Here is a 24,694-nt window from a genome sequence, read left to right as displayed (position 1 = left end):
TCCGGCCGGACGCGCGCCGGACTCCCCCGCCGCCGGGGCGGCCGGTCGCTAGCCGCCCCAGAGCATGTGCATCAGGGCCACGGACAGCAGGAGGGCCATGCCCACTCCCTGGGTGGCCTTCGCCCGGCCGGGCATCGGCTCTCCCCGCCGGACCGCCGAGCGCCCCAGCGAGTAGCCGATCAGCAGGGCGGGCAGGCCAAGGGCGCAGAACAGCAGGGTCAGCCAGTCGACTTGCACGGGCGTCATCGCGGATTCTCCTCACGGCCACCGGTCGGGCGCCCCATCATCGGCGGGCGCCGCCGGGACCCCTCCCGGGCCGCGCGGGGGCCCGGCCCCGGCCTGCGCGGCGTGGGCCCGGATCGCCGCGGCGAAGGCGGCGGGGTTCTCCAGGTGGGCGGCGTGCCCGGCGCCGGGCACCAGGGCGGTGGGCAGGCCGCAGTGCGCGGCCAGGGCCGCCGCCGCGGCGTGCCGCGGGGGCGGGGAGTGGGCGCCTGTGGTGAGCAGGACGGGGCCGCAGCCGGGGGCGGGCGGGGCGGGTTCGAACGCGCGGAACATGGCGAACTCGCGGGCCACCACCGCCTCGGCCTCCGCTCCTGCGGGCGCGTCCGCGGGCCGCCAGGCCGGCCCGTAGAGGGCGCGGCCGAAGCCGGCCACGCCCCCGGTGCGCAGACCCTCTGCCACGTGCGCCAGCAGCCCGGGGGCCAGCGGTCCCGCGGCGGGTTCGTGCAGCACCGCGGCCCGCAACGGCACGCCGCGCGCGGCGAGTTCGAGGCCGAGGGTGGCGCCGCCGCTCACCCCGGCGACCACGGCGCCCGCGCAGATTGCGGCCAGCGCCGCGACCTCGGTGTCCAGGTCGCCGGAGCAGGGCCGCCGCGCCGCGATCACCTCGAATCCGGCCAGGTGCGGCACCACCTCCCGCCAGACGGCGGGGGTGACGGCCGCGCCGTGGACGAGGACCAGGCGCGGCGCGGTCACGCCAGCCCCGCCGCGGGCGGCACCCGGTAGACGACGGTGACGCTGCCGCCGCCGGGCGGGCCCTGGTGCTCGGCGCCGCCCGACACGTACAGCGCGGTGTGCCCGGCGAGGGCGGACAGCAGGCCGCCGACCGCGGCCCTGGCGTGCCGGGTGGAGTGCAGGTCGGAGTCGGTGAGCATGGTGTGCCGCGCGCCGCGCACCGTGCCCGCCGGGTCGGCCTCGGCCTTGGCGAAGACCTGCACGACCTCGCCGCCCTCGGCCCTGACCTGCTCGAACAGGCCGGTGAGGGCGGCCAGGTCGATGGCGTCGCGCATCGTGCCGTGCACCGCGCGCAGGGGCCCGGAGGCGGCCCTGCTGGTGCCGAGGACGAGGATGTGGCAGTCCGTCAGCTCCGCGCCCGCGCTGGCGGAGGCCCGGGAGGACCACACCTCGGCGGGCCCGCCGCGGCCCCCGCGTTCCCCCTCCGCCAGGGCGTGCCTGGCCTCGTCCGGGGTGCATTCGCCCAGGGCCACGGCGATGCCGAGGGCGGCGGCGGCCCGCGAGCGGGCCATCGACTCGTAGGTGTCCTCGGTGACCGGTTCCGCGCCGGCCGCGCGGCAGGCGGCGACCCGTTCCGAGGTGAGGAGGGGGCACTTGACCAGCACGAGATCCACCTCGTCGGCCGTCAGGCCGAGCCGGGCGGTCAGCCCGGCGACGACCTCCCGCACGGCGGTCAGCTGGGGCTCGCGCCCCACCTCGGCGGGCGCGAGCGCGCGGGTGCGGCCGGCGGCGCCGACCAGGCCGCGGTCGTGCCCCGGGTGCGGCCCCGGGTCGGCCACCAGGAGGTTGACGTGCGGGCTGAGCACCCCCTCGGTGCCGCCGGAGAAGACGGTGACGGTCTCGGGCGGCAGCAGCGGCTCCCAGCGGGCGGCGGCGAGGGTGCGGCTGAAGTCGTTGACGCAGCCGTTGCCCTCGGTCTTGCCGACGACAGCGAGCAGGTCGGCGGTGGTGTGCCCGGCCGCGGCGAGCGCGCGGGTGGCGCCGGTGTCCTCGGGTCCCGCGGTGGGGACGCGCAGCAGGTCGACTGTGGTCATGACGGCTCCTTGGGCGGGTTCGCCGCGGGGGCGAGGTGGTGGAAGAAGAGGTTGAGGAGGAAGGCGACGATGACCGCGCTGGAGATGGAGCCGCCGGCGACGATCCGGAACCAGGAGGGGAACCCGGCGTAGATGCCGGGCGCCACCGCGGGGACCATGCCGGCCGCCAGGCCGAGCGCGACGATCAGGCCGTTGTGCGTGCCCTCGTAGGCGACCTCGCCGAGGGTGCGGATGCCGGTGAGGGCGACCATCGCGAACATGACCAGGCTGACCGCCCCGATCACCGGCCCCGGCAGGGCGGCGACGGCCGCGCCGAGCTTGGGGCACAGGCCGAGCAGGATCAGCAGCACCCCGGCCGCCGTGACGGTGTAGCGGCTGCGGACGCCCGTCATCCGCACCAGGCTGACGTTCTGCGCGAAGACGGTGTCGGGGAAGGAGGTGGCCGCGCCGGCGAGGCCGGCGGACAGCCCGTCGGCGGCCAGGCCGCGCGCCAGGTCGCCGACGCCCACCGGGCGGCCGGTCATGTCGCCGACGGCCATCAGGTAGGCGGTGGACTCGGCGAAGACGACCAGCATCACCACGCACATCGACACGACGGCGGCCACCGGGAAGGTGGGGGCGCCGAAGTGGAAGGGCTCGGGCAAGCCGAGCCAGTCGGCGTCTCCCACGGCGGAGAAGTCGGCCATGCCGAGGGCCGCGGCGGCGCCGGTGCCGGCCACCAGGCCGGCGAGAACCACGATCTGGGCCAGGAAGCCGCGGGCGAAGCGGGTCAGGACGGCGATCAGCAGGAGCACCCCGGCGGCCAGGGCGAGGCGGTCCTTGGCCGCGTAGCCGGGGGCGGTGGGATCGTCCCCGGCGATGAGGCCGACCGCGGTGCCGACCAGGGACAGGCCGATGACGGTCACCGCGGTGCCGCGCACCACCGGCGGGAAGAACCGCACCAGCCGGGCGAAGGGCCAGGCCATCAGCATGCCGAAGACGCCGGCGGCGAGCATCGCGCCGTACACCGCGGGCAGCCCGTACTCCCCGTGGATGGTGATCATCGGCGTGACGGCGGTGAAGGAGGCCCCGGCCACCACCGGCAGCCGGACGCCGAAGAGCCGGCCGATGCCCAGGCTCTGCACGATCGTCAGCAGCCCGGCGACCAGCAGGTCCGCCGCGACCAGCAGCCCGATCGTTGCGGTGTCGAGCCCGGCGGCGGCGCCGAACACCAGCGGCACGGCGACGCAGCCGCTGTACATGACGGCGACGTGCTGGGCGCCGAGGGCGCCGAGCCGGGCCGGGGGCAGGCGCTCGTCGACCGGGTGGCGGGCCGCCCCGGGGGTGGTGGGTGCGCTCTTCTTCTGTGCCGGCTCTCCGGCGGTCGCTTCTGTTCTGGTCATGTGGCATTCCCTGGGTGGTGCGGGGTGTTCGGGGCCGGCGACGGCTCGGGCGCCGCGCGCCGGGCCGCGGAGGCCAGGCGGCGCAGGTGGCTGGGCCAGTCCCCGAGGGCGGAGATGTCGGGGGCGGCCTGGGCGGCGTGGGGCTCGCACAGGAAGCCGGTGACCGTGCGGCCGTCGTCGAGCAGCACCCGGCCCAGCGCCATGGGCTCGGGAAGCCGGTCCAGGAAGTGCCCGAGGGCGGCGGGCGGCAGCGACCACAGCTCGCCGCGCACCGAGGCGCCCTCCTCGCCCTCGGCGACGCGCAGCAGCCCGGGCCGGGGCGGCTCGCCCGCAAGCGCCACCATCCGGTAGCGCGGGGCGGTCCGCACCTCGCCGAGCAGCCGGCCCCCGGGGCCGGTCAGCTGGTGGTTGAGCGGCTGGCCGCCGAGGTGGGCGCCGAAGACCGCGAGGGGCAGCCCGGGCGGCCCCCAGGCGCGGGGCCCGGACGGCGGCCGGCCGGTCGTCAGCAGTTCGGCCATGTCGGCGGCGACCCGGTCGGCGAAGCCGCGGGCGACGACCGTCACGCCGAAGGGGCCGCCCTGCACCTTCCCCGCGGGCACCGCGACGGCGCTGAGGCCGAGCAGGTTGACGAAGTTGGTGTAGGTGCCGAGCCTGCTGTTGACCCCGACCGGGTCCGCGGCGACCTCGGCCAGCGTCGGATGCTCCGGGGCGGTGGGCAGCAGCAGCGCCGCGCAGCCCTCGATCCGCTCCATGGCCTCCTGCCGCAGCCGCTCAAGCAGCGCCAGGTCGGCCGCGTACCTGTGGGCGGGCAGCCGGCCCGCCGCCGTCACGATGGCCGCCACCGTGGGGTCGGCGCCCGGCGGGCCCGAGGCGATGAACTCGCCGACGGCGGCGTACCGTTCGGCGGCGAACCCGCCCTCGTACAGCAGCCGCGCGGCGCGCAGGAACGGCTCGATGTCCACGGCCTGCACCCGCGCCCCGGCCGCGCGCAGCCGGTCGGCGGCCCGGTCGAACGCCGCCCGCCAGGCGGGGCTCAGCGCGCCGAGCTGCGCGGCGCGCGGCACCGCGACCGCGGGCGCGGGGGGCGCGGCGAGCGGCGCCTCGGCCGGCCAGGCGCCCGGGTCGGCGGCCAGCACCGCGGCCACCCGTTCGGCGGCGGGCAGGGTGGCGGCGAAGACGCTGACGCAGTCGAAGGGGCGGGCGGCGGGCACCACGCCCTCGGTCGGCACCAGTCCCGGGGTGGGCTTGATCCCGACGATGCCCTGGAAGGCCGCGGGCACCCGCCCGGAGCCCGCGGTGTCGGTGCCAAGCGCGAAGTCGACGATGCCGAGCGCCACCGCGACCGCGGAGCCGGAGCTGGACCCGCCGCTGATCCGGTCCGGGTCGTGGGCGCTGCGCACCGCGCCGTAGGGGCTGCGGGTGCCGACGAGGCCGGTGGCGAACTGGTCGAGGTTCGTCTTGCCCACGACCAGGGCGCCGGCCGCGGTCAGCCGCGCGACGGCCGGGGCGGAGGCGGTGGGGTGGTAGGCGTACGAGGGGCAGCCGGCGGTGGTGGGCAGGCCGGCCACGTCGATGTTGTCCTTGACGGCGAACACCTGGCCGGCGAGGGGGAGTTCCCCGCCCGCCGCGTCCAGCGCCGCGGCCTCGGCGAGGAGTTCCTCCGGCTCGCGCAGCGCGATCCACGCCTCGGGGCGGGGGTTGTCCGCGAGCAGGGCCAGGGTGCGCCGCACCCGCTCGACGGCGCTCACGCGGCCTCCCGCGGCGCGGCGAGCGCGCCGAGTGCGTCGAGCAGGCGGTCGCTGGTGGCCACCGCGCCGAAGACGCCGCCCTGCATCGTGGTCATCCTGAGCGCGGCGGCGTGGTTCTCCGGCTCGGTGGCGCCCGTGCAGTCGGAGAGGAGCAGGCACTCGTAGCCGCGGTCGTTGGCCTCGCGCATCGTGGTGTGCACGCAGACGTCGGTGGTGATCCCGGTGAGGATCAGGTGGGTGATGCCGCGGGTGCGCAGCAGCAGGTCGAGGTCGGTGGCGTAGAAGGAGCCCTTGCCCGGCTTGTCGATCACCGTCTCCCCGGCCACGGGGGCGACCTCGGGGACGATCTCCCAGCCGGGTTCGCCGCGCACCAGAATCCGCCCGCAGGGGCCCGCGCTGCCGATTTCGGCGCCCATCCGCCCCGAGCGCCAGCGCTTGTTGGCGGGCAGGTCGGACAGGTCGGACAGGTCGGGGCGGTGGCCCTCGCGGGTGTGGATCACGGTCAGGCCGGCGGCCCGGGCGGCGGCCAGCACGCGGGCGGTGGGGGCGAGGCCGGCGCGGGTCAGGGAGATGTCGTAGCCCATGGTGTCCACGTAGCCGCCGGGGCCGCAGAAGTCGGTCTGCCAGTCGATGCACAGCAGCGCGGTCCTGGAGACGGTCAACTCGCCGTCGTAGGGCCAGCGATAGGGGGTGGCGTCGATGGTGGCCACGGGATCACTTCCTCTTGTCGTGCGGGTCGTGCGGGTCGTGCGGGTCGTGCGGGTCGGGCGGGTCGGGCGGGTCGGGCGCGTGGTGTGTGCCGCGCGCGGTGGCCTACGGGGCCGGGCGCGCGGTGGCGGGGGCCGTGCCGCGCGCGCTGTCCCGGGTGGCGGCGCGGGGGCCGCGGGGCGCGCGGCCGAGGCGGGCGCCGGCGAACTGGACGAGGGCGGCGGCGAGCAGGCCGACCGCGGCCTCGCAGTACTGGGGCCCCTGGTAGTGGACGAGGGTGGCCAGGGCCGCGCCGACGGCCCAGGCCGCCAGGGGCACGGGCCGCAGCCCGCGGCGGGCCGGCCGGCCCGCCGCGCCCGGCGCCAGCTGGTCGGTGAGGAGCACCGCGCCGATGGGCGGCACGAAGACGCCCAGCAGGGTCAGCCAGGTCTCGAAGTGCTCCCACACCCCGGCCAGGGCCACGGCGAGGCCGAGCAGGCCGATGAAGGGAACGAGCCGGCGCATGGTGACCCCGGTGAGCTGCCCCCAGCCGACCGCCGCGTTGTAGAGGCAGTGGGCGGAGACCGAGCCGAGGTTGGCGAAGACGAACACCACGGCCGCGGCCGTCAGCAGCCCGCCCCGGCCGGTGAGCAGGCCGAGGAAGTCGCCGCCCGCCGTCGCCGGTTCCGCGGCGGCCCCGGCGCCCACCACCACGGCGCCGACCAGCAGGGCGAGCAGGTTGGCCACCGGGAAGGCGGTCAGCGCGGCGAGCACCGCCTCGCGGCCGTTGCGGGACCAGCGGGTGAAGTCGGCCGTCATCGTGCCGGAGTCGATGAAGGCCGCCACCACCATCGTCACGCAGGCGCCGAAGGCCAGGGCGCCTCCGGCCGGGGCCTGGCCCTCGTAGGACAGGACGTCGCCCGGGCTCGCGTCCCGCAGCGCCAGGGCGATGGCGACGGCGCCGAGCACCAGGTACAGGGGCGCGGCGATCCAGCCGATCACGGAGAGGGCGCGGATCCCGGCCCAGGCGACCGCCACGTACAGCACCCCGGCCAGCAGCACGGTGGGCCTGGTGGGCCAGCCGAGGGCGGCGTGCAGGGTGGCGCCGGTCAGCCCGACCTGGAAGGCGAACCAGCCGATCACCACGGTGGCCAGGAACGCCGAGGCCAGCCGGGCGCCGTGGCCGCCGAAGGTGACGGCGGCGATGCGGGCGAAGGTGTCGCCGGTGCGCCCGGCCAGGTGGCTGAGGGCGCCGACGTAGCCGCCGAGGATCAGGCAGCCGAGCAGGATGGCCGCCATGCCGCGGGCGAAGCCCAGGTTGAAGACGATGACCCCGCCGAAGACGGCGTTGGTGAGGACCATCGGGAAGCCGAACCAGACCGAGGAGACCGACCGCAGCGGGCGGCGGTGGGTGAGCGGGACGGGGCGGTCCTCGAACTCGTCGCCGGGCGAGGCGGGCCGGCCGGCGGGCCCGGGGGCGGGCGGGGAGAGGGTGACGGTGTCCTGAGGCGGGAGCGCCATGGGTGCCTCCTGGGGTTCAGCCGCGGCGCAGCGCCATCTGTGACAGGGCTCGCGCGGCGCGTTGTTCGACGACGTCCAGGGATTCGCCGACGTGCCGGCGCAGCGCGGTGAGCGCCTCGGGGAGCCGGTGGGCGAGGACGTGTTCGACGATGTCGAGGTGTTCGGCGACGGTCCGCTCGATGCGGTCCTCGGTGAGGTAGTCGTACATCCGGACCGGGCGGATGCGGACGTTGACGGACTCCAGGGTCTCGGTGAGCCGCGGGTTGCCCGAGGAGCGCAGCAGCGTGTGGTGGAAGTCCTCGTCCTGGAGCACGAATCCGGGGTCGGGCTCGGGCAGGTCCCCGCGCAGCGCCCGCCAGTGGTCGCGCAGGGGCTCAAGCAGGGCCACGTCGTGCACGACCGCGGCGGATTCCAGCGCCCGGGCGATGCCGCGGAGTTCGACGGTGATGCGCAGCTCGTACAGGTCGCGCAGCTCGGCGAGGTTGGGGCGGGTCGCGTAGTAGCCGTCGGCGTGGCGTTCCACGAGGCCGTCGGCGACCAGCCGGACCAGCGCCTCGCGCACCGGCGTGCGGGAGACGCCGAGGCGCTCGGCCAGCTGCACCTCCACCAGGCGGGTACGGCCGCCGAGTTCGCCCCGCAGCAGCAGGCGGCGCAGCTCGGCGTAGGTCTCCTCGCGGCGGTTGCCGCCCCTGCGGGCCGGTGTCGACGGCGGTGTATACAGCGGTGCATCCATGGCTGTGCACCGTAGGAGCCGGTTGTTTCGGCGGCTCTCGCCGCGTGTGGCCGCCATGTTGCGGCAGGACCGCGCGTGTGGCCGGGACGTTACGGGAGGGGCGGCCGGGGACGGCGGGAGGTCCGCGTGCGCGAGTGGCGAGCGGGCGGCGAGTGGCGAGCGGGTGGCGGGCGGGGCCCGCGGCTCACCGCGGCGCCGTCTCCCGGCCGGTCCCCCGGGGGGCCGGGCCGGTGCGCACCGAACTGTCGCGCAGGCGCAGCTCGGTGGGCAGCACCGTGGTGGTGGCGGGGCGTGCGGGGTCGGCCAGGCGGTCGGCGAGCAGGCGGGCGGCGGTGCGGCCGAGTTCGCGGGTGGGCTGGACGACGGTGGTCAGCGAGGGGCGCACCAGGGTGGCCCACGGGATCTCGTCGAAGCCGACCACCCCCATCCGGTCGGGGACGGTGACCCCGTGGTCGGCCAGGCACTCCAGGGCGCCCACCGTCATCAGGTTGTTGGCGGTGAACACCGCGTCGGGCGCGGGCCGCAGCCGCAGGAGTTCGGCCATGGCGTCGTAGCCGCCGCCCTCCCGGAAGTCGGCGTGCCGCACCAGCGGCCCCGGGTCGGTGAGGCCGTGGCCGGCCATCGCGCCGAGGTAGCCGGCCAGCCGCTGCTCGGCGGTGGGCACGCCACGGGGGCCGGTGACGCAGGCGATCCGGCGGTAACCGGCCTCGAACAGGTGGGTCACCGCGCGCCGGGCGCCCGCCTCGTTGTCCACCAGCACGGTGTCCACCGCCTCCGGCCCGGGCAGCCGGCGGTCGATGGCGACGACGGGCACCCCGCCGGCCACCAGCCGGGCCGCCTGGCCGGAGCCGGCGCAGGGGGACATGATCACCCCGGCCATCCGCTCGGCCAGCACCGCCGTCACGTACTGCCCCTCCTTGCGCGGGTCCTCGTCGCTGTTGCACAGCACGAGGGAGAAGCCGCGTTCCTGGGCGACGTCCTCGATGCCGCGCACCAGCGAGGTGAAGAAGGCGTTGCCGATGTCGGAGATGACGACCGCCCACAGGCTGCCGGGGCTGCGGCGGAGCTTGCGGGCCGCGGCGTTGGGCCGGTAGTCCAGCTCGGCCATGGCCCGCCGCACCCGCTCGGCGAGGCCGGGGGCGACGTTCCCCCGGCCGTTCGTCACCCGGGAGACCGTCGCGGCCGACACCCCGGCCAGGCGCGCGACGTCGTGAATGGTTGCCACCGGCCCATCGTTCCAGAGCCGCCGCCGCGGGGCCCACAACTCCCCGGCCCCGGCCCCGAACCGCCCGGCCCCAAAACCGGCAGGCCCCCTAACCGGCAGTCTCCCGAACCGGCAGGCCCGCCGCGCCCCCGGCGCCGCGGCCCCGCTACGCCGGAGCCGGCGCGCCCAGCGGCGGGGTGAGGACGGGGTCGGCCGGGCCCGCGGTGCTGTCCCGCACCCGCAGCGAGGTGCGCAGCACCACGGTCTGCAGGGGCTTGGACGTTCCCGCCACCCGCTCCAGCAGCAGGTCGGCCGCCGCGCGGCCCAGCTCGTAGGAGGGCAGTTCCACCGTGGTCAGGCTCGGGCGCACCAGCGGCGCCCAGGGCACGTCGCCGAAGGTGAGCACGCCGAAGCCGGGCGGCGTGCGGCCTGCCTCGGCGAGGACCTGGAGGGCGCCGACGGTCATCAGGTTGTTGGCGACGAACACCGCGTCCGGCGGCTCGTCCATCGCCAGCAGCGCGGCCATGGCGGAACGGCCGCCCTCCACGCGGAAGTCGGCGTACCTGGTGTAGGCCCGGGCGCGTTCCTCGCCGTGGCCCGGCGCCTCGCGCAGCACGTCGAGGTAGCCGGCCAGCCGCTCCTCCGAGGTGGAGGCGCCCTGCGGCCCGGTGATGCAGGCGATGCGGCGGTAGCCGCGCTCCAGCAGGTGCTCGGTGGCGGCCTCGCCGCCGTGCCGGTTGTCCACCAGCACCGCGTCCACCAGGGCCCCGCGCGGGCGGCGGTCCACCGCCACGGCCGGCATGCCCCGCGCGGCCAGGGCGGACAGGTCGGTGCGGGTGCGGGAGGCGGCGGCCACGATGACGCCGGCCATCTGCTCGGCGACCGCGACGTCGAGGTAGCGGCGCTCCTTGTCCACGTCCTCGTCCGTGTTGCACAGCACCACGGAGAGGTTGGTGCGCTGGGCGGCGTCCTCCACCCCGCGGGCCAGCGAGGTGAAGAACGGGTTCTCGATGTCGGGTATCACCAGCCCGATGACGCTCCCGCGCTGCTTGCGCAGGGACTGGGCGACCCGGTTGGGCGCGAAGCCGAGCCTGGCGGCGGCGCGCCGGACGCGTTCGGCGCGCTCGGGCGTCACCCGGCCGCCGTTGAAGACCCGGGACACCGTGGCGGGCGAGACGCCCGCGGCCCGCGCCACGTCGTTGATCGTCGTCATGGCACCCGGCGCATCCTCACTCGTGTTCTCCTTCCCGACCCTTGACACGCTCTGGAGGCGACCCTATGTTCCCGTGAAAAGGATTTCAAGGCGTTATCCACAGGGCCTCGTTCACGGCCCCTCTTCATTGGACGCCTGGTCTGAAATCGGTTTCACGAACTGAAGCTCGGGGTGACACGTACGATGACGTCCTCAGGACTGGCCGGCCTGGCCGGCAGGACCGGCGCGGTGACGCGTTCGGTCAGCGCGGAGAACCCGACCGGCGCCAAGTCCGCCGGTGGCATGGCCACCGAGGGCACCGGAGCCCGCGCGGCGAGCCTGCTCGGGCGCGGGTGGAAGATCTCGCCCAGCATCGAGATCCCCGCCGGCGAGACCGCAACCCTCGCCGAGCTGACCGGGCCCGGCACGATCCGCCACCTGTGGTGCACCACCGCGCCGCACCGCGCCTGGCGCGGGACCCTGCTGCGCATGTACTGGGAGGACGAGGCGGAACCCGCGGTCGAGGTCCCCCTGGGCGACTTCTTCTGCAACGGCTGGAACGCCTTCAGCCAGGTCTCCTCGGAGCCGGTGGCCGCCAACCCCAACGGCGGGTTCAACGCCTACTGGCCGATGCCCTTCCGCAGCGCCGCCAGGATCACCCTGGAGAACCTCTCCGCCGAGACCGTCACCCTCTACTACCAGATCGACTACGAACTCGCCCCGCACGAGGAGGACGAGACGCAGCGCGCCTGGTTCCACGCCCAGTGGCGGCGCAGCCACCCCGTCCCCTACGGCGAGGTGCACACGCTGCTCGACGGCGTGCGGGGCGCCGGCCACTACGTGGGCACCTACCTGGCCTGGGGCGTCAACAGCCCCGGCTGGTGGGGCGAGGGCGAGCTGAAGTTCTACCTGGACGGGGACGCCGAGTTCCCCACCATCTGCGGCACCGGCACCGAGGACTACTTCGGCGGCGCCTGGAACTTCGACGTGCCGGGGCAGGGCTACACCGCCTACACCACGCCCTACCTGGGGCTCAACCAGATCCTGCGCCCCGACGGGCTGTACGCCAGCCAGCAGCGCTTCGGGATGTACCGCTGGCACATCCCCGACCCGATCCGCTTCCTTGAGGACCTGCGGGTGACCGTGCAGAGCCTGGGCATCGGCCCGGGACACGGCAACGGGCTGCCGCACCGCTACCGGCCGACCAGCGACGACATCGCCTCCACCGCGCTGTTCTACCTGGACGCGCCCAGCTCCCCCGGCTCGCGTCCGCCGGCGCCCGGCCTGCTCGACCTCGAGGTGGACTGACCGGCCCGCGCGCCGCCCCGCCCGCGGGGCGGCGCACAGCCCCCACGCACACGAACGACCACTCACGGAAGACGGGAGCACGCACCATGCTCCAGCACGACAACGACGTCGGGCGAAAGGGCCCAAGTCGCCGCGGCCTGCTGACCGCCGCGGGCGTGATGGCCACCGCGGCCGGCGCCTCCGCGCTGCTCAGCGGCTGCGGGGCGGCCCGCGCGAGCGGGAACACCCTCCAGTTCTGGAACTTCTACGCGCCCCAGCAGACCCCGGACCCGGCGGTCAAGCGCCAGGCCCAGTGGTTCATCGACCTGGTGGACGCCTGGAACGCCGGGCACGAGACGCAGATCGAGCTCGTCTACGTGCCGCAGTCCACCTACACCAACGGCTTCAAGCTGCCGTCCGCCTTCGCCGCCGGCAGCGGCCCCGACATCTTTCTGCTGAGCCCGGGCGACTTCCTGCGGTACTACAACGGCGGGGTGCTGACGGACCTCACCCCGTACGTGGACCGCGAGGTGATCGACGACTACGGCGACAACCTCGACAGCCGGACCGTGGACGGCAAGGTCTACGCCCTGCCGATGGAGGTGGAGCCGCTGGCCCTCTACTACTCCGTCGACGCCTGGGAGGCCGCCGGCCTGTCCGAGGGCGACATCCCCACCACCTGGGACCAGCTGCTCGACGTCGGCGACCGGCTGCGCACCGACACCAGGGCCGGTCTCGTCTTCGAGACGAACCCCGGCTACTACCAGAACTTCACCTGGTACCCCTTCCTGTGGCAGGGCGGCGGCGAGGTGCTGGACCGCGACGGGAACGTGGCCTTCGACTCGCGGGCCACCCGGCAGGCACTCCAGCTGTGGAAGGACGCCGTGGAGCACGGCATCGCGCCGCGCACCCTGCCGGCCGCCGGGGACGTCATCAGCGCCTTCCGGGGCGGCAACGTCGCCATCTGGCAGCAGGGCATCTGGCAGGTGTCCAGCTTCCGCTCCTACGCGCCGGACTTCCGCTACGGCGTGTTCAAGCTGCCGGTGCCACCCGGCGGCGAGTACACCACGGCGCTGGGCGGCTGGTCCTTCTGCGCCAACAGCCTGGGCCGCAACCCGGAGGTGGCGGCCGAGTTCTGCGGCTGGGCGCTGGGCCGGATGACCGAGGAGTGCATCGACCGGATGGTCTCCTGGTGCACCGAGGCCAAGTCCGACGTGGCGCCCCGGCTGACCGCGCTGGAGCGCGGCGCGGCGGCCGGCGGCTACGACTTCTGGGCCATGAAGAAGTTCCGCGACGAGATCGCGCCCGGCGGCCGGGCCGAGCCGCGCTACCCGCCGGTGGTCTACAAGGCCATCTCCGACGCCATCCAGGGAACGATGCTGGCCGGCCGCGGCGTGGACTCCGAGGCCGAGCGGGCCGCGCAGTCCATCGAGGCGTACACCCGCAGCTACGAGGGGGCGAGCCTGGTATGACCACGAGCACGACCACGCGGGCCGTCGCCGTGCCGCGTCCGGCAGCGAAGGGCCGGCGGCGCAGGCTCTCGCGCAAGCACCGCGAGTGGGTGGCCGCCGGGCTGTTCCTCGCGCCCGACGCGATCGGCCTGCTGATCTTCGTCGCCCTCCCGATGGTGCTGTCGATCCTGCTCAGCTTCTACCAGGTCAGCGGCTTCGGCTCGTACACCTGGGTGGGGCTCGGCAACTACGAGCGCATGATGCACGATCCGCTGTTCTGGGACTCCATGCGGATCACCGGCATCTACGTGCTCGTCCTGGTCCCGGTGCTGTTCTGCGTCAGCCTGGGCCTGGGGCTGCTGATCAAGCAGCGGCTCCCCGGGCTCGCGGCCTACCGCACCGCGCTGTTCCTGCCCTACGTCATCAGCCTGGTCGTGGTCGGCCAGCTGTGGAAGTTCATGCTGGACGACCAGACCGGCCTGGTGAACCGGACCCTGCGGGCGGCCGGCTTCGAGGGCCGCTCCTGGCTGGGCGACCCGGATCTGGCCCTCGGCTCCGTCATCGCCGTCACCGTGTGGGTGATGATGGGCTACTACATGATCATTTTCCTGGCCGGGCTCCAGGACATACCCAAGGAGTACTACGAGGCCGCGCGGATCGACGGCGCGGGGCCGTGGACCTCCTTCCGCCGGATCACCTGGCCGCTGCTGCGCCCCACCAGCTTCTTCGTGCTGCTGATGTCGACCGTGGCGGCCCTCACCGGCGGCCTGGACCTGGTGTTCGTCCTCACCAACGGCGGCCCGGCCAACGGCACCTCGCTCGCGATCTTCTACATCTACCAGCAGGCCTTCGGCTTCGGCGAGTTCGGCTACGCGGCGGCGATGGGCTCCTTCCTGGTGCTGATCATGGTCGCCTTCTCCGCGCTGATCTTCGCCCTCACCCGAGGCGGGAGGTTCGACCATGACGACTGAGGCCACGCCCACGCCGGGCACCGGGGCGCGCCGCACGCCCCTCTCCCCCGCCCGCCGCCGCGGCTCCGCGACGGCCAGGGGCCGCCTTCCGCTGACCGTGCTGGCGATCATCGCGTCGCTGATCAGCGTGTTCCCCGTGCTGTGGATGGTCACCTCGGCGTTCAAGACCCGCGACACGGTCACCGACGGGCGGCTGATCCCGCAGAAGTTCACCTTCGACAACTTCGTGTACGTCTTCTCCGAGGTGCCCTTCGCCCGCTACCTGTGGAACAGCTTCTTCATCTCCGCGGTGATCACGATCGTGGCGCTGCTCTTCCACTCCATGGCCGCCTACGCGCTGGCCAGGCTGCGGTTCCCGGGCCGGGAGACGGCGTTCATGCTGATCTTCTCCACGCTGCTGATCACCGCGCCGGTGGTGCTGATCCCGCTGTTCCTGGTGGCGCGGCAGCTGCACCTGCTGGACAGCTACGCGGGCCTGATCATCCCCGCCATCTTCAACGCCTTCGGCATCTTCCTGCTGCGGCAGTTCTACCTGAGCTTCCCGCGGGCGCTGGAGGAGGCGGCGATCATGGACGGCTGCGGGCACTGGCGGGTCTACTGGAACATCGTGCTGCCGATGTCGCGGCCGATCCTGTCCGCGCTGACGGTGTTCTTCTTCCTCGCCAACTGGAACGCCTTCGTCTGGCCGCTGGTGGCCACCACCGACCCGGATCTGACCGTCGTCCAGCTCGGCATCTCCTCGTTCCAGCAGCAGTACGGCTCCAACTGGAACTACGTCCTGGCCGCCGCCACCGTCGCGGCCCTGCCGATGCTGGCCCTCTTCTTCGCCTTCCAGCGGCAGATCGTCGAGTCGATCAAGACCTCCGGCATCAAGTGATCCTCCCCCGGCGCGCGTTCGCCGCGCGCACGTCTCGCAAAGGAACCCCCATGGCACGCATCGGCCTGCTGTCCCTGTCCGACGGAAGGGACTTCGTGCACCGCGACGTCACCGACCACATCGCCCGCGCCGGCCAGGAGCTGGCCGCCATGCTGCGGGAGGCGGGGCACGAGGTGGTCCAGGCCCCCGAGCAGGTCTGCTCCAACGAGCTGGCCACCAGCCAGGCCAGGTGGCTGGCCGATCGGCACGTGGACCTGACGATCTTCCACCACTCGGTGTGGACCTTCCCGCACTTCACCATGCTGGCCGCCGACGCCACCCCGGGGCCCCTGCTGCTCCTGGGCAACCTCGACCCGAAGTTCCCCGGGATGGTCGGCCTGCTGGCCGGCGCCGGCGGCCTGGACCAGATCGGCCGCGTCCACTCCAGGGCCTGGGGCGACCTGTCCGACCCGCAGGTGAAGGAGCGGATACTCACCCAGGTGCGGGCCGCCGCGGCGGTGACCGGGCTGCGCGGCTCCACCTTCGGCCGGATCGGCGGCCGCCCCATGGGCATGTACACCGCGGTGGCCAACACCGACCAGTGGATGCGCCAGTTCGGCGTGGACGTCGAGGAGATCGACCAGTGGGAGATCGTGCGGCGCGCCGAGCACGCCGACGCCTCCCGGGTGCGCGCCGCCCGCGCCTGGCTGGAGAAGCACGCCGCCGGGGTGCACTACGACGGTGACCGCCTGACGCCGGAGCTGCTGGAGCGGCAGATCCGCGCCTACTACGCGGTGCGGGAGCTGATCGAGGAGTGGCACCTCGACTTCTCCGGCATCAAGGGGCAGCCGGAGCTCACCACCCACTTCTGCACGATGGACGTGGCCGAGGCGTTCCTCAACGACCCCTACGACTGGGAGGGCCCCAAGGAGACCCACGTCACCGCGACCGAGGCGGACATGGACGGCGCCCTGACGATGCAGCTGCTGAAGCTGCTCACCGGCGACCCGGTACTGTTCGCCGACGTGCGCCACTACCACGCCGACCGCGGCATCTGGGACCTGGCCAACTCCGGCCAGCACGCCACCTGGTACGCGGCACGGTCCGCCGACCCCGCCGAGAACCTGCGGCGCGTCAGCTTCCTGCCCGAGGTCTTCTACTTCCCGGCGGGCGGCGCCTCCGTGCAGCACCTGGCCGCCCCAGGCGACCTCACCTTCGCCCGGCTCACCCGGCTGGACGGCCGGTACCGGATGCACGTGATGCGCGGCTCCTTCGAGACCTACGACGAGGAGACGAACGAGCGGCTGATGCGGGCCTCCGACCGCGAGTGGCCGCACGCCTTCGCCCGCCTGGACACGCCCGCGGAGGAGTTCCTCGGCCGCTTCGGCTCCAACCACATCCACGCCGTCCCCGGCGACCATGTCGAGGCCCTGCGCGCCGTGTGCCGCGAACTGGGCGTGGTCTACGACGGGTTCGGCTCCGCGGCCTGACCCCCGGGCGGCGCGCGGCCGGAGCCGCGCGCCGCCCCGCTTCTCCCCCACCACCCGCCTTCCGCCCGGTCCCGCTCCCTCCCGATCGATCAGGACCACTCCCGACCACTCCGACCCGGAGTCCCCTCATGACGCTGCTTCTCGGTGTCGACATCGGCACCTCAGGCTCCAAGGGCGTGCTCGTCCGCCCGGACGGCACCCTGCTCGCGCAGGCCGCCAGGGAGCACGCGACCGCCACGCCGCGCCCCGGCCACGTCGAGCACGACGCGCTCGGGGTGTGGTGGGCCGACTTCACCGCGCTGACCGCGCAGTTGCTCGCCGAGGTCCCGGCCGGGGAGACCGTCGGGGCGGTCGGCGTCAGCGGCATCGGGCCCTGCCTGCTGCCCGCGGGCGCCGACGGCACGCCGCTGCGCCCGGCCATCCTCTACGGGGTGGACACCAGGGCCGGGGCGCAGATCGCGGCGCAGCGCGCACGGTACGGGGACGAGCGGGTCATGGCGCGCTGCGGCTCCCCGCTGACCAGTCAGGCCGTCGGCCCCAAGCTGGCCTGGCTGCGGGAGGAGGAGCCCGGGGTGTACCGGCGCACCCGCCGCTGGTTCATGGCCAGTTCCTACCTGGCGCACCGGCTCACCGGCGCCTACGTGCTCGACCACCACTCGGCCAGCCAGTGCACCCCGCTGTACGACCTGCGGCGCGGCGCCTGGATCTGGGAGTGGTGCGAGGAGATCGCGCCCGGCCTGGAGTGGCCGCGCCTGGTGTGGCCCTCCGAGGTGGCCGGGGAGGTGACGCCCGAGGCGGCGGCGGCCACCGGGCTGCCGGCCGGGACGCCGGTGGTCGCGGGCACCGTCGACGCCTGGGCCGAGGCGACGGCGGCGGGCGCCGTCGGGACCGGCGACCTGATGCTGATGTACGGCACCACGATGTTCCTGGTCAACGTCGTGCCGGCGGCGGCCCCCGACCCGCGCCTGTGGTCCACCAGGGGCGCGTTCCCCGGCACGTACTGCCTGGCCGCGGGGATGGCCACCTCGGGCGCGGTCACCGGCTGGCTGCGGGACCTGACCGGCGCCGGCTTCGACACGCTGGTCGCCGAGGCGGCCGCCGCGGGTCCCGGCGCCGAGGGCCTGCTGATGCTGCCGTACTTCGCGGGCGAGCGGACCCCCCTCTTCGACCCGGACGCCCGCGGCCTGGTGCACGGGCTCACGCTGCGGCACGGGCGCGGCCACCTGTACCGGGCGGCCCTCGAAGGCACGGCCTTCGGGGTGCGGCACAACCTCGACGTGATGGCCGAGGCGGGCGGCGAGCTGCGGCGGCTGGTCGCGGTCGGCGGCGGGGCGCGGGAGCTGTGGACCCGGATCGTCAGCGACGTGACGGGGCGCGCGCAGCAGCTGCCCCGGCACACCATCGGCGCGGCCTACGGCGACGCGTTCCTGGCGGCGCTCGGCACCGGCCTCGCCTCCGGCCCCGCCGACCTCGCCGAGTGGAACCCGATCGTCCACACCGTCGAACCCGACCCCGCCACGGCGGCGACCTACGACCGGCTGTACGCCCTCTACCGCGAGCTGTACCCGGCCACCCGCGAGGCGGCACACACCCTGGCGCAACTCCAGCGCGCCGCGGGCGGGTAGCCCCGGGGCGGGCCGCGGGCGGGGAGCCCCCGGGGGCCGCGGGCGCCCCGGGCAGGACCGCGTCCCGGAAGGGCGTTCGCAGGGCCGCCCGCGCGGGGGATTCGCCGTTTGCGGGCGCGGCCCCGGGTCACCTATTCACCGACGCCCCGGCCGCTCCGGGGGCCGGAAGCGCCGGCGCCCGGCGGCCGGGCGTGCGAAGAGCCGGAGGCCCCGGCCGCGGCCCCCTCCCGGGGGCGGCGGGGGCCGGGATGCGAGGGGAGCCGAGGACGTGGGGGGATCTCCCGGGACGGCGGACGCGCCCTGCGACGGCTGCTGGTTCGTGGTCCTGCCGGACCGCGAGCCCGCCTCGCGCCTCGCGCGGCGCCTGACCTCCCGCGCCTGCCACGTGCTGCCGCACGCCTCGGGCAGGCCCTGGCTGGTCGGCTGCTGGGGCCAGGAACAGATGATCACCGCGGAGGCGGGCCCGGTGCGGCTCGCGGTGGCCGGGGTCTGCTCGCTCACCCCCGGAGAACTGGGCGCGCGGGCCGCGGCGGTGCGGACCGCGGCCGAGGTGCCCGCCGCCGTGGCCGGGGCGCGGGGCAGCTTCCACCTGCTGGCCTCCGTGGACGGCGAGGTCTACGGGCGGGGCACCGCCACCGGCGACCGGCGGCTGTACCGGGCCGAGGTCACGGGGGTGACCGTGGCGGCCGACCGCGCGCGCACCCTGGCGTGGCTGACCGGCGCACGGCCGGACCCCGCGCGCCTGGCCGCCCGCCTGGTGCCGCCCCTGCCGTATCCCCTGGAGCACGGCGCGATGTGGGCGGGCGTCGCCACCGTCCCGCCGGGCCACGCCCTGCGGCTGGGGCGGGACGGCTCCTGCTCGGCGCCGCGCTGGTGGCGCCCGCCGCCGTCCGACCTGCCGCTGGCCGAGGCCGCGCCGCTGCTGCGGGAGGCGCTGCGGGGCGCCGTCGCCGCCCGGGTGGCGCCCGGCCGGGTGTGGGGCGCGGACCTGTCGGGCGGCATGGACTCCACCTCCCTGTGCTTCCTGGCCGCCGAGGCGGGCGCCAGGCTCGTCGCCGTGACCCTCGACTGGTCGGCGCCCACCAACCAGGACGCCGCCTACGCCCGCCTGGCCGCCGGCGCCCTCCCCGGCCTCACCCACCTGGTGTTCCGGTCCGCCGAACTCCCCGGCCACTTCACCGGCCTGAACGAGCGGGAGGAACCGGGCGACACGCCCACCGCCCTGCTGCGCGACCGGGCGCAGCAGGGCGAGCTGGTGCGCCTGCTGCGTGAACACGGCGCGCGGCGGCGGCTGTCCGGGCACGGCGGCGACCACGTGGTGACCGCGCCGGCCGCCTACCTGCACCGCCTCGTGCGCCGCCACCCCGTGACGGGCCTGCGGCACCTGGCCGCGCACCGGGCCCGCGCCCGGTGGCCGCTGGGGGCGGCCCTCCGGGAGCTGGCCGGCCGCCGCTCCCCCGAGCGCTGGCTCGTCGCCCAGGCGCACTCCCTGGCCACCGCGGCCCGCCCGGAGGGGCCCCGCTGCGACTGGAACACGCCGCTCTCGCTCCCCCCGTGGGCCACGGGCCACGCCGTGGACCTGCTGGCCGGGCTGCTGCGGGAGGCGGCGGCCGGGCCGTTCGCCGCCCTGGCGCCCGACCGCGGCACCCACGCCTGGGCGCAGCGGGCGCAGAGCGCCGGCGCGCGCGGGGGCGAGATCGCGGGCGCCGCCGCCCGGGCGGGGCTGCCGATCGACATGCCGTTCTGCGACGACGCGGTGGTCGAGGCCTGCCTGCGGGCCAGGCCGGAGGAGACCGGCCACCCCGCCGGGTACAAGCCGCTGCTGGCCGCCGCGATGCGCGGAATCGTTCCCGAGGCGATCCTGGCGCGGACCACGAAGGACCACTGCGACGAGGAGTGGCGGGCGGGCCTGACCGCGCGGCGCCGGGACCTGGCCGCCTGGGCCGGGGACTCCCGTCTGGTGGCGGCGGGCCTGGCCGACCCCGGCCTGCTGCGCCGCGCCCTCCTCGCGCCCGAGGTGCTCGGCGTGGGCGCCGCGGGTCTGGAGTGCACGCTGGGCACCGAGGCCTGGCTGCGGGACCTGGAGGCCCATCCCCACCCCGCCCACCTGCGGGAGCACGCGGGCGAGCAGGCCCCGGGCCCGCCCGCGAACGCGCGGTGAGGCGCCCGGGGCCCGCCGCGGGCCCCCTCAGGCCGGGGGCGCGAGCGGGGCGCCGGACGCGGCCGGCGCCGCGCCTTCGGCGACCGAGCCGCGCAGGAGCGCGGCCAGGTCGTGGCTCCTGCCCCGCTCGCCGGTGGGGGCCGCCGCGAGGACCCGGTCCAGCCGGAAGCCCCGGCCGGCCCGACGGGTGCGGCACCAGGCGATGAGGTACCAGCGGCCCCCGGCGGTGAGCAGCCCGGCCGGCTCCACCACGCGCTCGCTCGGGCGCCCGGCCGCGTCGACGTAGGACAGGCGCAGCACCGCGTTCCCGGTCAGCGCCTCCTCCACCGCGGCGCGGACCGCCGGGTCGGTCTGTGCGGGCAACGCGACGATGCGGGCGGCCAGTTCGCGGGCGGCCTGGGAGGCGGGAGGGCTGGTCGAGGCCGCCAGCTTCTGGGCCGCCGTGCGGGCCGCGGAGGCGAACGGGGCACCGGCGCCGGCCGCCGCCAGCGCCACGGCCACGGCCGCGGCCTCCTCGGGGGTGAACCGGACCGGGGGCATCGTCATCTCCGGGTCGATCGACCAGCCCCCGCCGCGCCCGGTGACGGCACGCACCGGGACGCCGGCCTGCATCAGCGCCTGAAGGTCGCGTTGCACCGTGCGCCCGGCCACCTCGAAGCGCGCGGCGAGCGCCGCCACCGTGCGCGGTCGCGGCGCCGCCGCGCGCAGTTCCTCGACCAGCGCGTAGAGCCGGGCCGTGCGGTTCATGGGGCCGACGTTACCGCCCGGCCGTGGCCAGGAACTCCCGCTCCCGCCGCAGCTCACGCTCCGTGACGGTCAACGGCAAGAGGGTGAAGCCGTGCATCGCGCCGGCGACGACGCTCAGGCGCACGGGCGCGCCCGCCCTCTCCCACCGCCCGGCCAGGAACAGCGAGTCGTCGAGCAGCGGGTCCTCGGTGCCGGCCACGATGCGGGCGGGCGGCAGGCCGGACAGGTCGGCGTACAGCGGCGAGACCTCGGGGGCACGCCGCTCCTCCGCCCCCATCCTGGGGGTGAACAGCTCGTAACTGCCCCGCAGCGACTTGGTGTTGCTCAGCAGTGGCCGGGTGCCGAACGCCCGCTGGCTGGGCGTCATCGACAGGTCGTAGGGGCCGAAGAGCAGGTGCGCCGCGCGGAAGGCGCCGGTGATGCCGTGCCGGTCGCGCAGCCGCAGCAGGGTCGTGACGCTCAGGTGGGCGCCGGCCGACTCGCCGCCGATCAGCAGCCGCCGGGTGCCGAACTCCCGGGCCGCGCACTCCACGAGCCAGCGGGCGGCGGCCTCGCAGTCCTCGGGTCCCGCGGGGAAGGGGTGCTCAGGCGCGAGGCGGTAGTCGACGCTCACCACGGCGAGATCGGCCCCCGTGGCCAGGCGCCACAGCCGCTCGTCCTGCCCGTCCGCGGAGCCGAACGCCCAGCCGCCGCCGTGGAGGTGCAGGTACACGCCCGCCACGCGCTCCGGCACGAACACCCGGACCCCGACCCCGCCGGCCACGACGCGGTCGTGGGCCTGCGGCAGTCGCACCGGGGGCGCGTCCCCGCCGAGCCGGTTGCGCCGCAGGGCGGCGAGCGTGGCGGGGTCCGGCCTGGCCCCGCGGGCCGGGCGGCGCGCGGCATTCGCCTCGAATTCCGCGTTGAAGGCCAGGGTTTCGGAGAGGCAGTCCTCATCGGTGAGCGTCATGCGGTCGACGGTCGCACCCCTCCGCGACACCGTCCCGTCACCCTTTCCCAAAAAATTTCCGGCCGTTTCGCGGCGGGTCCGCTGCGGCCCCGGCGGGCCGGCGCGCGCGGCGGCCCGTGCGCGCCGGCGGGTGTGGCGCACGGCGGTGGGGAGGGCGCTCACCGGACGCCCTCCCCACCGCCCTTCCGCCGTACGGCGCCGCGAAGCTCCGAACGACGCGGCGCTCAGGGGTTGTCGAAGTAGCTGTCGACGCCCTCGACGGCGTCGATCCCGTACCCACGGGTCTCGTCGGCGAAGGTCCCGGCCTCGGCCAGGACCGGCGGTACGTAGACGGCGGAGTGTTCGGCGTCGGGTTCGTCCGTACGGTTCGTGTGGCTCATGCGGTGCCCTCTCTCCTCGTCGCAGGCGGCCCGTCGCGCACGGTCCGCACGCGCATGGCTACCTGACGCGGCGACCCGCGAAACGGGCTTCACCCCATCGAGTGGCAGGCGGCACCGGGCGGCTCGCGCGCGCCCGCGGGGAGCCGTCTCACCCCGCCGCGCGCGGGCGGGCCGCCGCGGCGCTGAAACCGCGTCAGAAACCTCACGCACGCCGATTGCCTGCGACCGTCACAGCCCCTACAAATGAATCGTTACAACGAAGCCACGCGCACGAAACCCTTCCGTTTGGCGGGGGTGTTCCGGCATGCCCCGCACCAACCCCCCACAGAGGAGTGAACGTGCTCTTGAGCAGACGAGGCACGCATCGGCGCGGTTTCAGATCCTCCCGCACGCTGGCCGGCGCCGCCCTCGCCGCCCTGCTCGCCGGCGGCGGCACCGACGCCGCGCTGGCGCAGGCCCCGGCCGGGGCGGCGGGCGCCACGGCACAGGAGGTGACCGCCGCGGCCTCCCAGCTGGAGGCCCTGGACCGCGGCCTGGTCAGCGTACACACGGCCGACGGCAACCTGGTGAGCTGGCGCTGGCTGGCGAGCGACCCGGACGACGTGGCGTTCAACGTCTACCGCGGCGACCTCAAGGTCAACGACCAGCCCATCACCGGCTCCACCAACTTCTTCCACGCCGGCGCCCCCAACAGCGCCGACTACCGCGTCCGGGCGGTGATCGACGGCGTGGAGCAGGACTGGTCCCCGCACGCCATCCAGTTCCGGCCCGGCTACTACGACGTGCCGATCCAGGCGCCCGCGGGCGGCACGGTGAACGGCTCCGGCTACACCTACGAGGCCAACGACGCCTCCGTCGGCGACCTGAACGGCGACGGCACCCTGGAGTTCGTCCTCAAGTGGCAGCCCACCAACGCCAAGGACAACTCGCAGTCGGGCTACACCGGGAACACCATCCTGGACGCCTACACCCTCTCCGGCACGCGGCTGTGGCGCATCGACCTGGGCCGCAACATCCGCTCCGGCGCCCACTACACCCAGTTCCAGGTCTACGACTACGACGGCGACGGCTCCGCCGAGGTCGCGATGAAGACCGCGGACGGCACCGTCGACGGGCAGGGCCGCGTCATCGGAAGCGCGAGCGCCGACTACCGCAACTCCAGCGGCTACGTGCTCTCGGGCCCCGAGTACCTCACCGTCTTCGACGGCGAGACCGGAGCCGCCCTGGCCACCACCGACTACGTCCCGGCCCGCGGCAGCGTCTCCTCCTGGGGCGACGACTACGGGAACCGGGTGGACCGCTTCCTGGCCGGCACCGCCTACCTCGACGGCACCCACCCCTCGATCATCATGGCCCGCGGCTACTACACCCGCACCGTCATCGCCGCCTGGGACTTCCGCAACGGCTCGCTGACCCGCCGCTGGACCTTCGACACCAACAGCTCCACCAACGTCGGCCGCGGCTTCGACGGGCAGGGCAGCCACAGCCTGTCCATCGGCGACGTCGACCAGGACGGCAAGGACGAGATCGTCTACGGGGCCATGGCCGTGGACGACAACGGCTGGGGCCTGTGGACGACGAAGACCGGCCACGGCGACGCCCAGCACCTCGGCGACTTCGACCCCGGCAACCCCGGGCTGGAGTACTTCAAGGTGTCCGAGTCCACCAGCCAGCCCTCCTCGCTGCGCATCGACCCGCAGAACGGGCAGGTGATCTGGCAGACGGCCGGCGGCGCGGACAACGGCCGCGGCGTCGCGGGCGACATCTACTCCGGCAACTCCGGGGCCGAGTTCTGGTCGGCCTCCGACACCACCCTGCGCAACCTGGCGGGCAACTCCGTCGGCCGCGAGCCCTCCAGCATCAACTTCCTGTCCTGGTGGGACGGGGACACCACCCGGGAACTGCTGGACGGCACGCACATCGACAAGTACGGCACCGGCGGCGACACCCGCCTGCTGACCGGCTCGGGCGTGGCCTCCAACAACGGCACCAAGGCCACCCCCGTCCTCTCCGGCGACATCCTCGGCGACTGGCGCGAGGAGGTGGTCTGGCGCACCGGCGACAACTCCGCGCTGCGGATCTACTCCACGCCCATCCAGACGAACCTGCGGATCACCACGCTGTTGCAGGACCGGATGTACCGCACCGGGCTGGCCTGGCAGAACACCGCCTACAACCAGCCGCCGCACCCCTCCTTCTACATCGGCCAGGGCATGGGCACCGCGCCCCGGCCCACCATGGCCCGCGGCTGAGGCACCTCAC

General features: G+C 75.2%; 21 protein-coding genes. 8 read left to right on the top strand and 13 right to left on the bottom strand.

The features are described from left to right. Positions 1–48: 48 nt before the first annotated feature. From D7294_RS10180 to D7294_RS10135, 10 genes are all read right to left on the bottom strand, one after another. On the bottom strand, positions 49–246 hold the full coding sequence (locus D7294_RS10180; RefSeq protein ID WP_120677809.1) for a hypothetical protein: 198 nt from the start codon (positions 244–246) through the stop codon (positions 49–51). Between the two features lie 12 nt (positions 247–258). After that, a complete protein-coding gene (locus D7294_RS10175; protein WP_120677807.1) occupies positions 259–975 on the bottom strand; it encodes an alpha/beta fold hydrolase in 717 nt (238 codons plus the stop codon). Continuing rightward, positions 972–2,048, bottom strand: a complete 1,077-nt coding sequence (gene atzD, locus D7294_RS10170; RefSeq protein ID WP_120677950.1) for a cyanuric acid amidohydrolase — start codon at positions 2,046–2,048, stop codon at positions 972–974. Before atzD ends, D7294_RS10175 begins: the two co-directional genes overlap by 4 nt. Beyond that, positions 2,045–3,430, bottom strand: coding sequence for a nucleobase:cation symporter-2 family protein (locus D7294_RS10165; RefSeq protein ID WP_120677805.1), 1,386 nt, complete (start codon positions 3,428–3,430; stop codon positions 2,045–2,047). Before D7294_RS10165 ends, atzD begins: the two co-directional genes overlap by 4 nt. Then, a complete protein-coding gene (gene atzF, locus D7294_RS10160) occupies positions 3,427–5,178 on the bottom strand; it encodes an allophanate hydrolase (protein WP_206619493.1) in 1,752 nt (583 codons plus the stop codon). Before atzF ends, D7294_RS10165 begins: the two co-directional genes overlap by 4 nt. After that, positions 5,175–5,888, bottom strand: a complete 714-nt coding sequence (gene biuH / locus D7294_RS10155) for a biuret amidohydrolase (RefSeq protein WP_241562233.1) — start codon at positions 5,886–5,888, stop codon at positions 5,175–5,177. The genes atzF and biuH overlap by 4 nt, the downstream gene beginning before the upstream one ends. Positions 5,889–5,991: 103 nt before the next feature. Continuing rightward, a complete protein-coding gene (locus tag D7294_RS10150) occupies positions 5,992–7,386 on the bottom strand; it encodes a cytosine permease (RefSeq protein WP_120677803.1) in 1,395 nt (464 codons plus the stop codon). Between the two features lie 16 nt (positions 7,387–7,402). Continuing rightward, positions 7,403–8,119 carry a GntR family transcriptional regulator gene (locus D7294_RS10145; RefSeq protein ID WP_120677801.1) on the bottom strand — a complete coding sequence of 239 codons (717 nt, stop codon included), beginning with the start codon at positions 8,117–8,119 and terminating at the stop codon, positions 7,403–7,405. A gap of 184 nt (positions 8,120–8,303) precedes the next feature. Beyond that, complete coding sequence (locus D7294_RS10140) at positions 8,304–9,344, bottom strand: LacI family DNA-binding transcriptional regulator (protein WP_120677799.1); 1,041 nt, start codon at positions 9,342–9,344, stop codon at positions 8,304–8,306. Between the two features lie 145 nt (positions 9,345–9,489). After that, a complete protein-coding gene (locus tag D7294_RS10135; RefSeq protein ID WP_120677797.1) occupies positions 9,490–10,536 on the bottom strand; it encodes a LacI family DNA-binding transcriptional regulator in 1,047 nt (348 codons plus the stop codon). A 183-nt stretch (positions 10,537–10,719) separates the two neighbouring features. On the opposite strand from D7294_RS10135, the gene D7294_RS10130 reads away from it, so the two are divergent. The 7 genes from D7294_RS10130 to D7294_RS10100 all read left to right on the top strand — a co-directional run bounded on the left by D7294_RS10130 (position 10,720) and on the right by D7294_RS10100 (position 20,356). Beyond that, positions 10,720–11,823 carry a glycoside hydrolase family 172 protein gene (locus D7294_RS10130; protein ID WP_120677795.1) on the top strand — a complete coding sequence of 368 codons (1,104 nt, stop codon included), beginning with the start codon at positions 10,720–10,722 and terminating at the stop codon, positions 11,821–11,823. Between the two features lie 86 nt (positions 11,824–11,909). Next, positions 11,910–13,274 (top strand): ABC transporter substrate-binding protein, encoded by a 1,365-nt coding sequence (locus D7294_RS10125; protein ID WP_120677793.1) that lies wholly within the window; start codon positions 11,910–11,912, stop codon positions 13,272–13,274. Next, entirely contained in the window at positions 13,271–14,224 is a 954-nt protein-coding gene (locus D7294_RS10120) for a carbohydrate ABC transporter permease (RefSeq protein WP_120677791.1), read from the top strand. Before D7294_RS10125 ends, D7294_RS10120 begins: the two co-directional genes overlap by 4 nt. Then, entirely contained in the window at positions 14,214–15,101 is an 888-nt protein-coding gene (locus tag D7294_RS10115) for a carbohydrate ABC transporter permease (RefSeq protein WP_120677789.1), read from the top strand. The genes D7294_RS10120 and D7294_RS10115 overlap by 11 nt, the downstream gene beginning before the upstream one ends. Positions 15,102–15,151: 50 nt before the next feature. Then, positions 15,152–16,570, top strand: coding sequence for an L-fucose/L-arabinose isomerase family protein (locus tag D7294_RS10110; RefSeq protein ID WP_120677786.1), 1,419 nt, complete (start codon positions 15,152–15,154; stop codon positions 16,568–16,570). A gap of 128 nt (positions 16,571–16,698) precedes the next feature. After that, complete coding sequence (locus D7294_RS10105) at positions 16,699–18,195, top strand: FGGY-family carbohydrate kinase (RefSeq protein WP_120677784.1); 1,497 nt, start codon at positions 16,699–16,701, stop codon at positions 18,193–18,195. A 268-nt stretch (positions 18,196–18,463) separates the two neighbouring features. Continuing rightward, positions 18,464–20,356, top strand: coding sequence for an asparagine synthase-related protein (locus tag D7294_RS10100; RefSeq protein ID WP_120677782.1), 1,893 nt, complete (start codon positions 18,464–18,466; stop codon positions 20,354–20,356). Between the two features lie 27 nt (positions 20,357–20,383). Here the strand turns inward: D7294_RS10100 and D7294_RS10095 are convergent, their stop codons facing one another. From D7294_RS10095 to D7294_RS10085, 3 genes are all read right to left on the bottom strand, one after another. Continuing rightward, on the bottom strand, positions 20,384–21,103 hold the full coding sequence (locus D7294_RS10095) for a helix-turn-helix transcriptional regulator (RefSeq protein ID WP_120677780.1): 720 nt from the start codon (positions 21,101–21,103) through the stop codon (positions 20,384–20,386). Between the two features lie 10 nt (positions 21,104–21,113). After that, positions 21,114–22,052, bottom strand: coding sequence for an alpha/beta hydrolase (locus D7294_RS10090; protein ID WP_120677778.1), 939 nt, complete (start codon positions 22,050–22,052; stop codon positions 21,114–21,116). Positions 22,053–22,276: 224 nt separating this feature from the next. Further along, on the bottom strand, positions 22,277–22,432 hold the full coding sequence (locus tag D7294_RS10085) for a lasso RiPP family leader peptide-containing protein (protein WP_120677776.1): 156 nt from the start codon (positions 22,430–22,432) through the stop codon (positions 22,277–22,279). 344 nt (positions 22,433–22,776) lie between these two features. Here D7294_RS10085 and D7294_RS10080 point away from each other — a divergent pair, with 344 nt between their 5' ends. Then, complete coding sequence (locus tag D7294_RS10080) at positions 22,777–24,684, top strand: rhamnogalacturonan lyase (RefSeq protein ID WP_120677948.1); 1,908 nt, start codon at positions 22,777–22,779, stop codon at positions 24,682–24,684. The last annotated feature ends 10 nt before the right edge of the window (positions 24,685–24,694 follow it).

Source organism: Streptomyces hoynatensis (assembly GCF_003626535.1).
Classification (GTDB): Bacteria; Actinomycetota; Actinomycetes; order Streptomycetales; family Streptomycetaceae; genus Streptomyces; species Streptomyces hoynatensis.
The sequence above is the reverse complement of the archived record's forward strand: the minus strand, read 5'-3'. Positions and strand labels throughout refer to the sequence as shown.

Coding starts and splice junctions, on each gene's coding strand:
- D7294_RS10180 (WP_120677809.1), bottom strand. CDS start 246: ATGACGCCCGTGCAAGTCGACTGGCTGACCCTGCTGTTCTGCGCCCTT.
- atzD (WP_120677950.1), bottom strand. CDS start 2,048: ATGACCACAGTCGACCTGCTGCGCGTCCCCACCGCGGGACCCGAGGAC.
- D7294_RS10165 (WP_120677805.1), bottom strand. CDS start 3,430: ATGACCAGAACAGAAGCGACCGCCGGAGAGCCGGCACAGAAGAAGAGC.
- D7294_RS10150 (WP_120677803.1), bottom strand. CDS start 7,386: ATGGCGCTCCCGCCTCAGGACACCGTCACCCTCTCCCCGCCCGCCCCC.
- D7294_RS10145 (WP_120677801.1), bottom strand. CDS start 8,119: ATGGATGCACCGCTGTATACACCGCCGTCGACACCGGCCCGCAGGGGC.
- D7294_RS10135 (WP_120677797.1), bottom strand. CDS start 10,536: ATGACGACGATCAACGACGTGGCGCGGGCCGCGGGCGTCTCGCCCGCC.
- D7294_RS10130 (WP_120677795.1), top strand. CDS start 10,720: ATGACGTCCTCAGGACTGGCCGGCCTGGCCGGCAGGACCGGCGCGGTG.
- D7294_RS10125 (WP_120677793.1), top strand. CDS start 11,910: ATGCTCCAGCACGACAACGACGTCGGGCGAAAGGGCCCAAGTCGCCGC.
- D7294_RS10120 (WP_120677791.1), top strand. CDS start 13,271: ATGACCACGAGCACGACCACGCGGGCCGTCGCCGTGCCGCGTCCGGCA.
- D7294_RS10115 (WP_120677789.1), top strand. CDS start 14,214: ATGACGACTGAGGCCACGCCCACGCCGGGCACCGGGGCGCGCCGCACG.
- D7294_RS10110 (WP_120677786.1), top strand. CDS start 15,152: ATGGCACGCATCGGCCTGCTGTCCCTGTCCGACGGAAGGGACTTCGTG.
- D7294_RS10105 (WP_120677784.1), top strand. CDS start 16,699: ATGACGCTGCTTCTCGGTGTCGACATCGGCACCTCAGGCTCCAAGGGC.
- D7294_RS10095 (WP_120677780.1), bottom strand. CDS start 21,103: ATGAACCGCACGGCCCGGCTCTACGCGCTGGTCGAGGAACTGCGCGCG.
- D7294_RS10090 (WP_120677778.1), bottom strand. CDS start 22,052: ATGACGCTCACCGATGAGGACTGCCTCTCCGAAACCCTGGCCTTCAAC.
- D7294_RS10085 (WP_120677776.1), bottom strand. CDS start 22,432: ATGAGCCACACGAACCGTACGGACGAACCCGACGCCGAACACTCCGCC.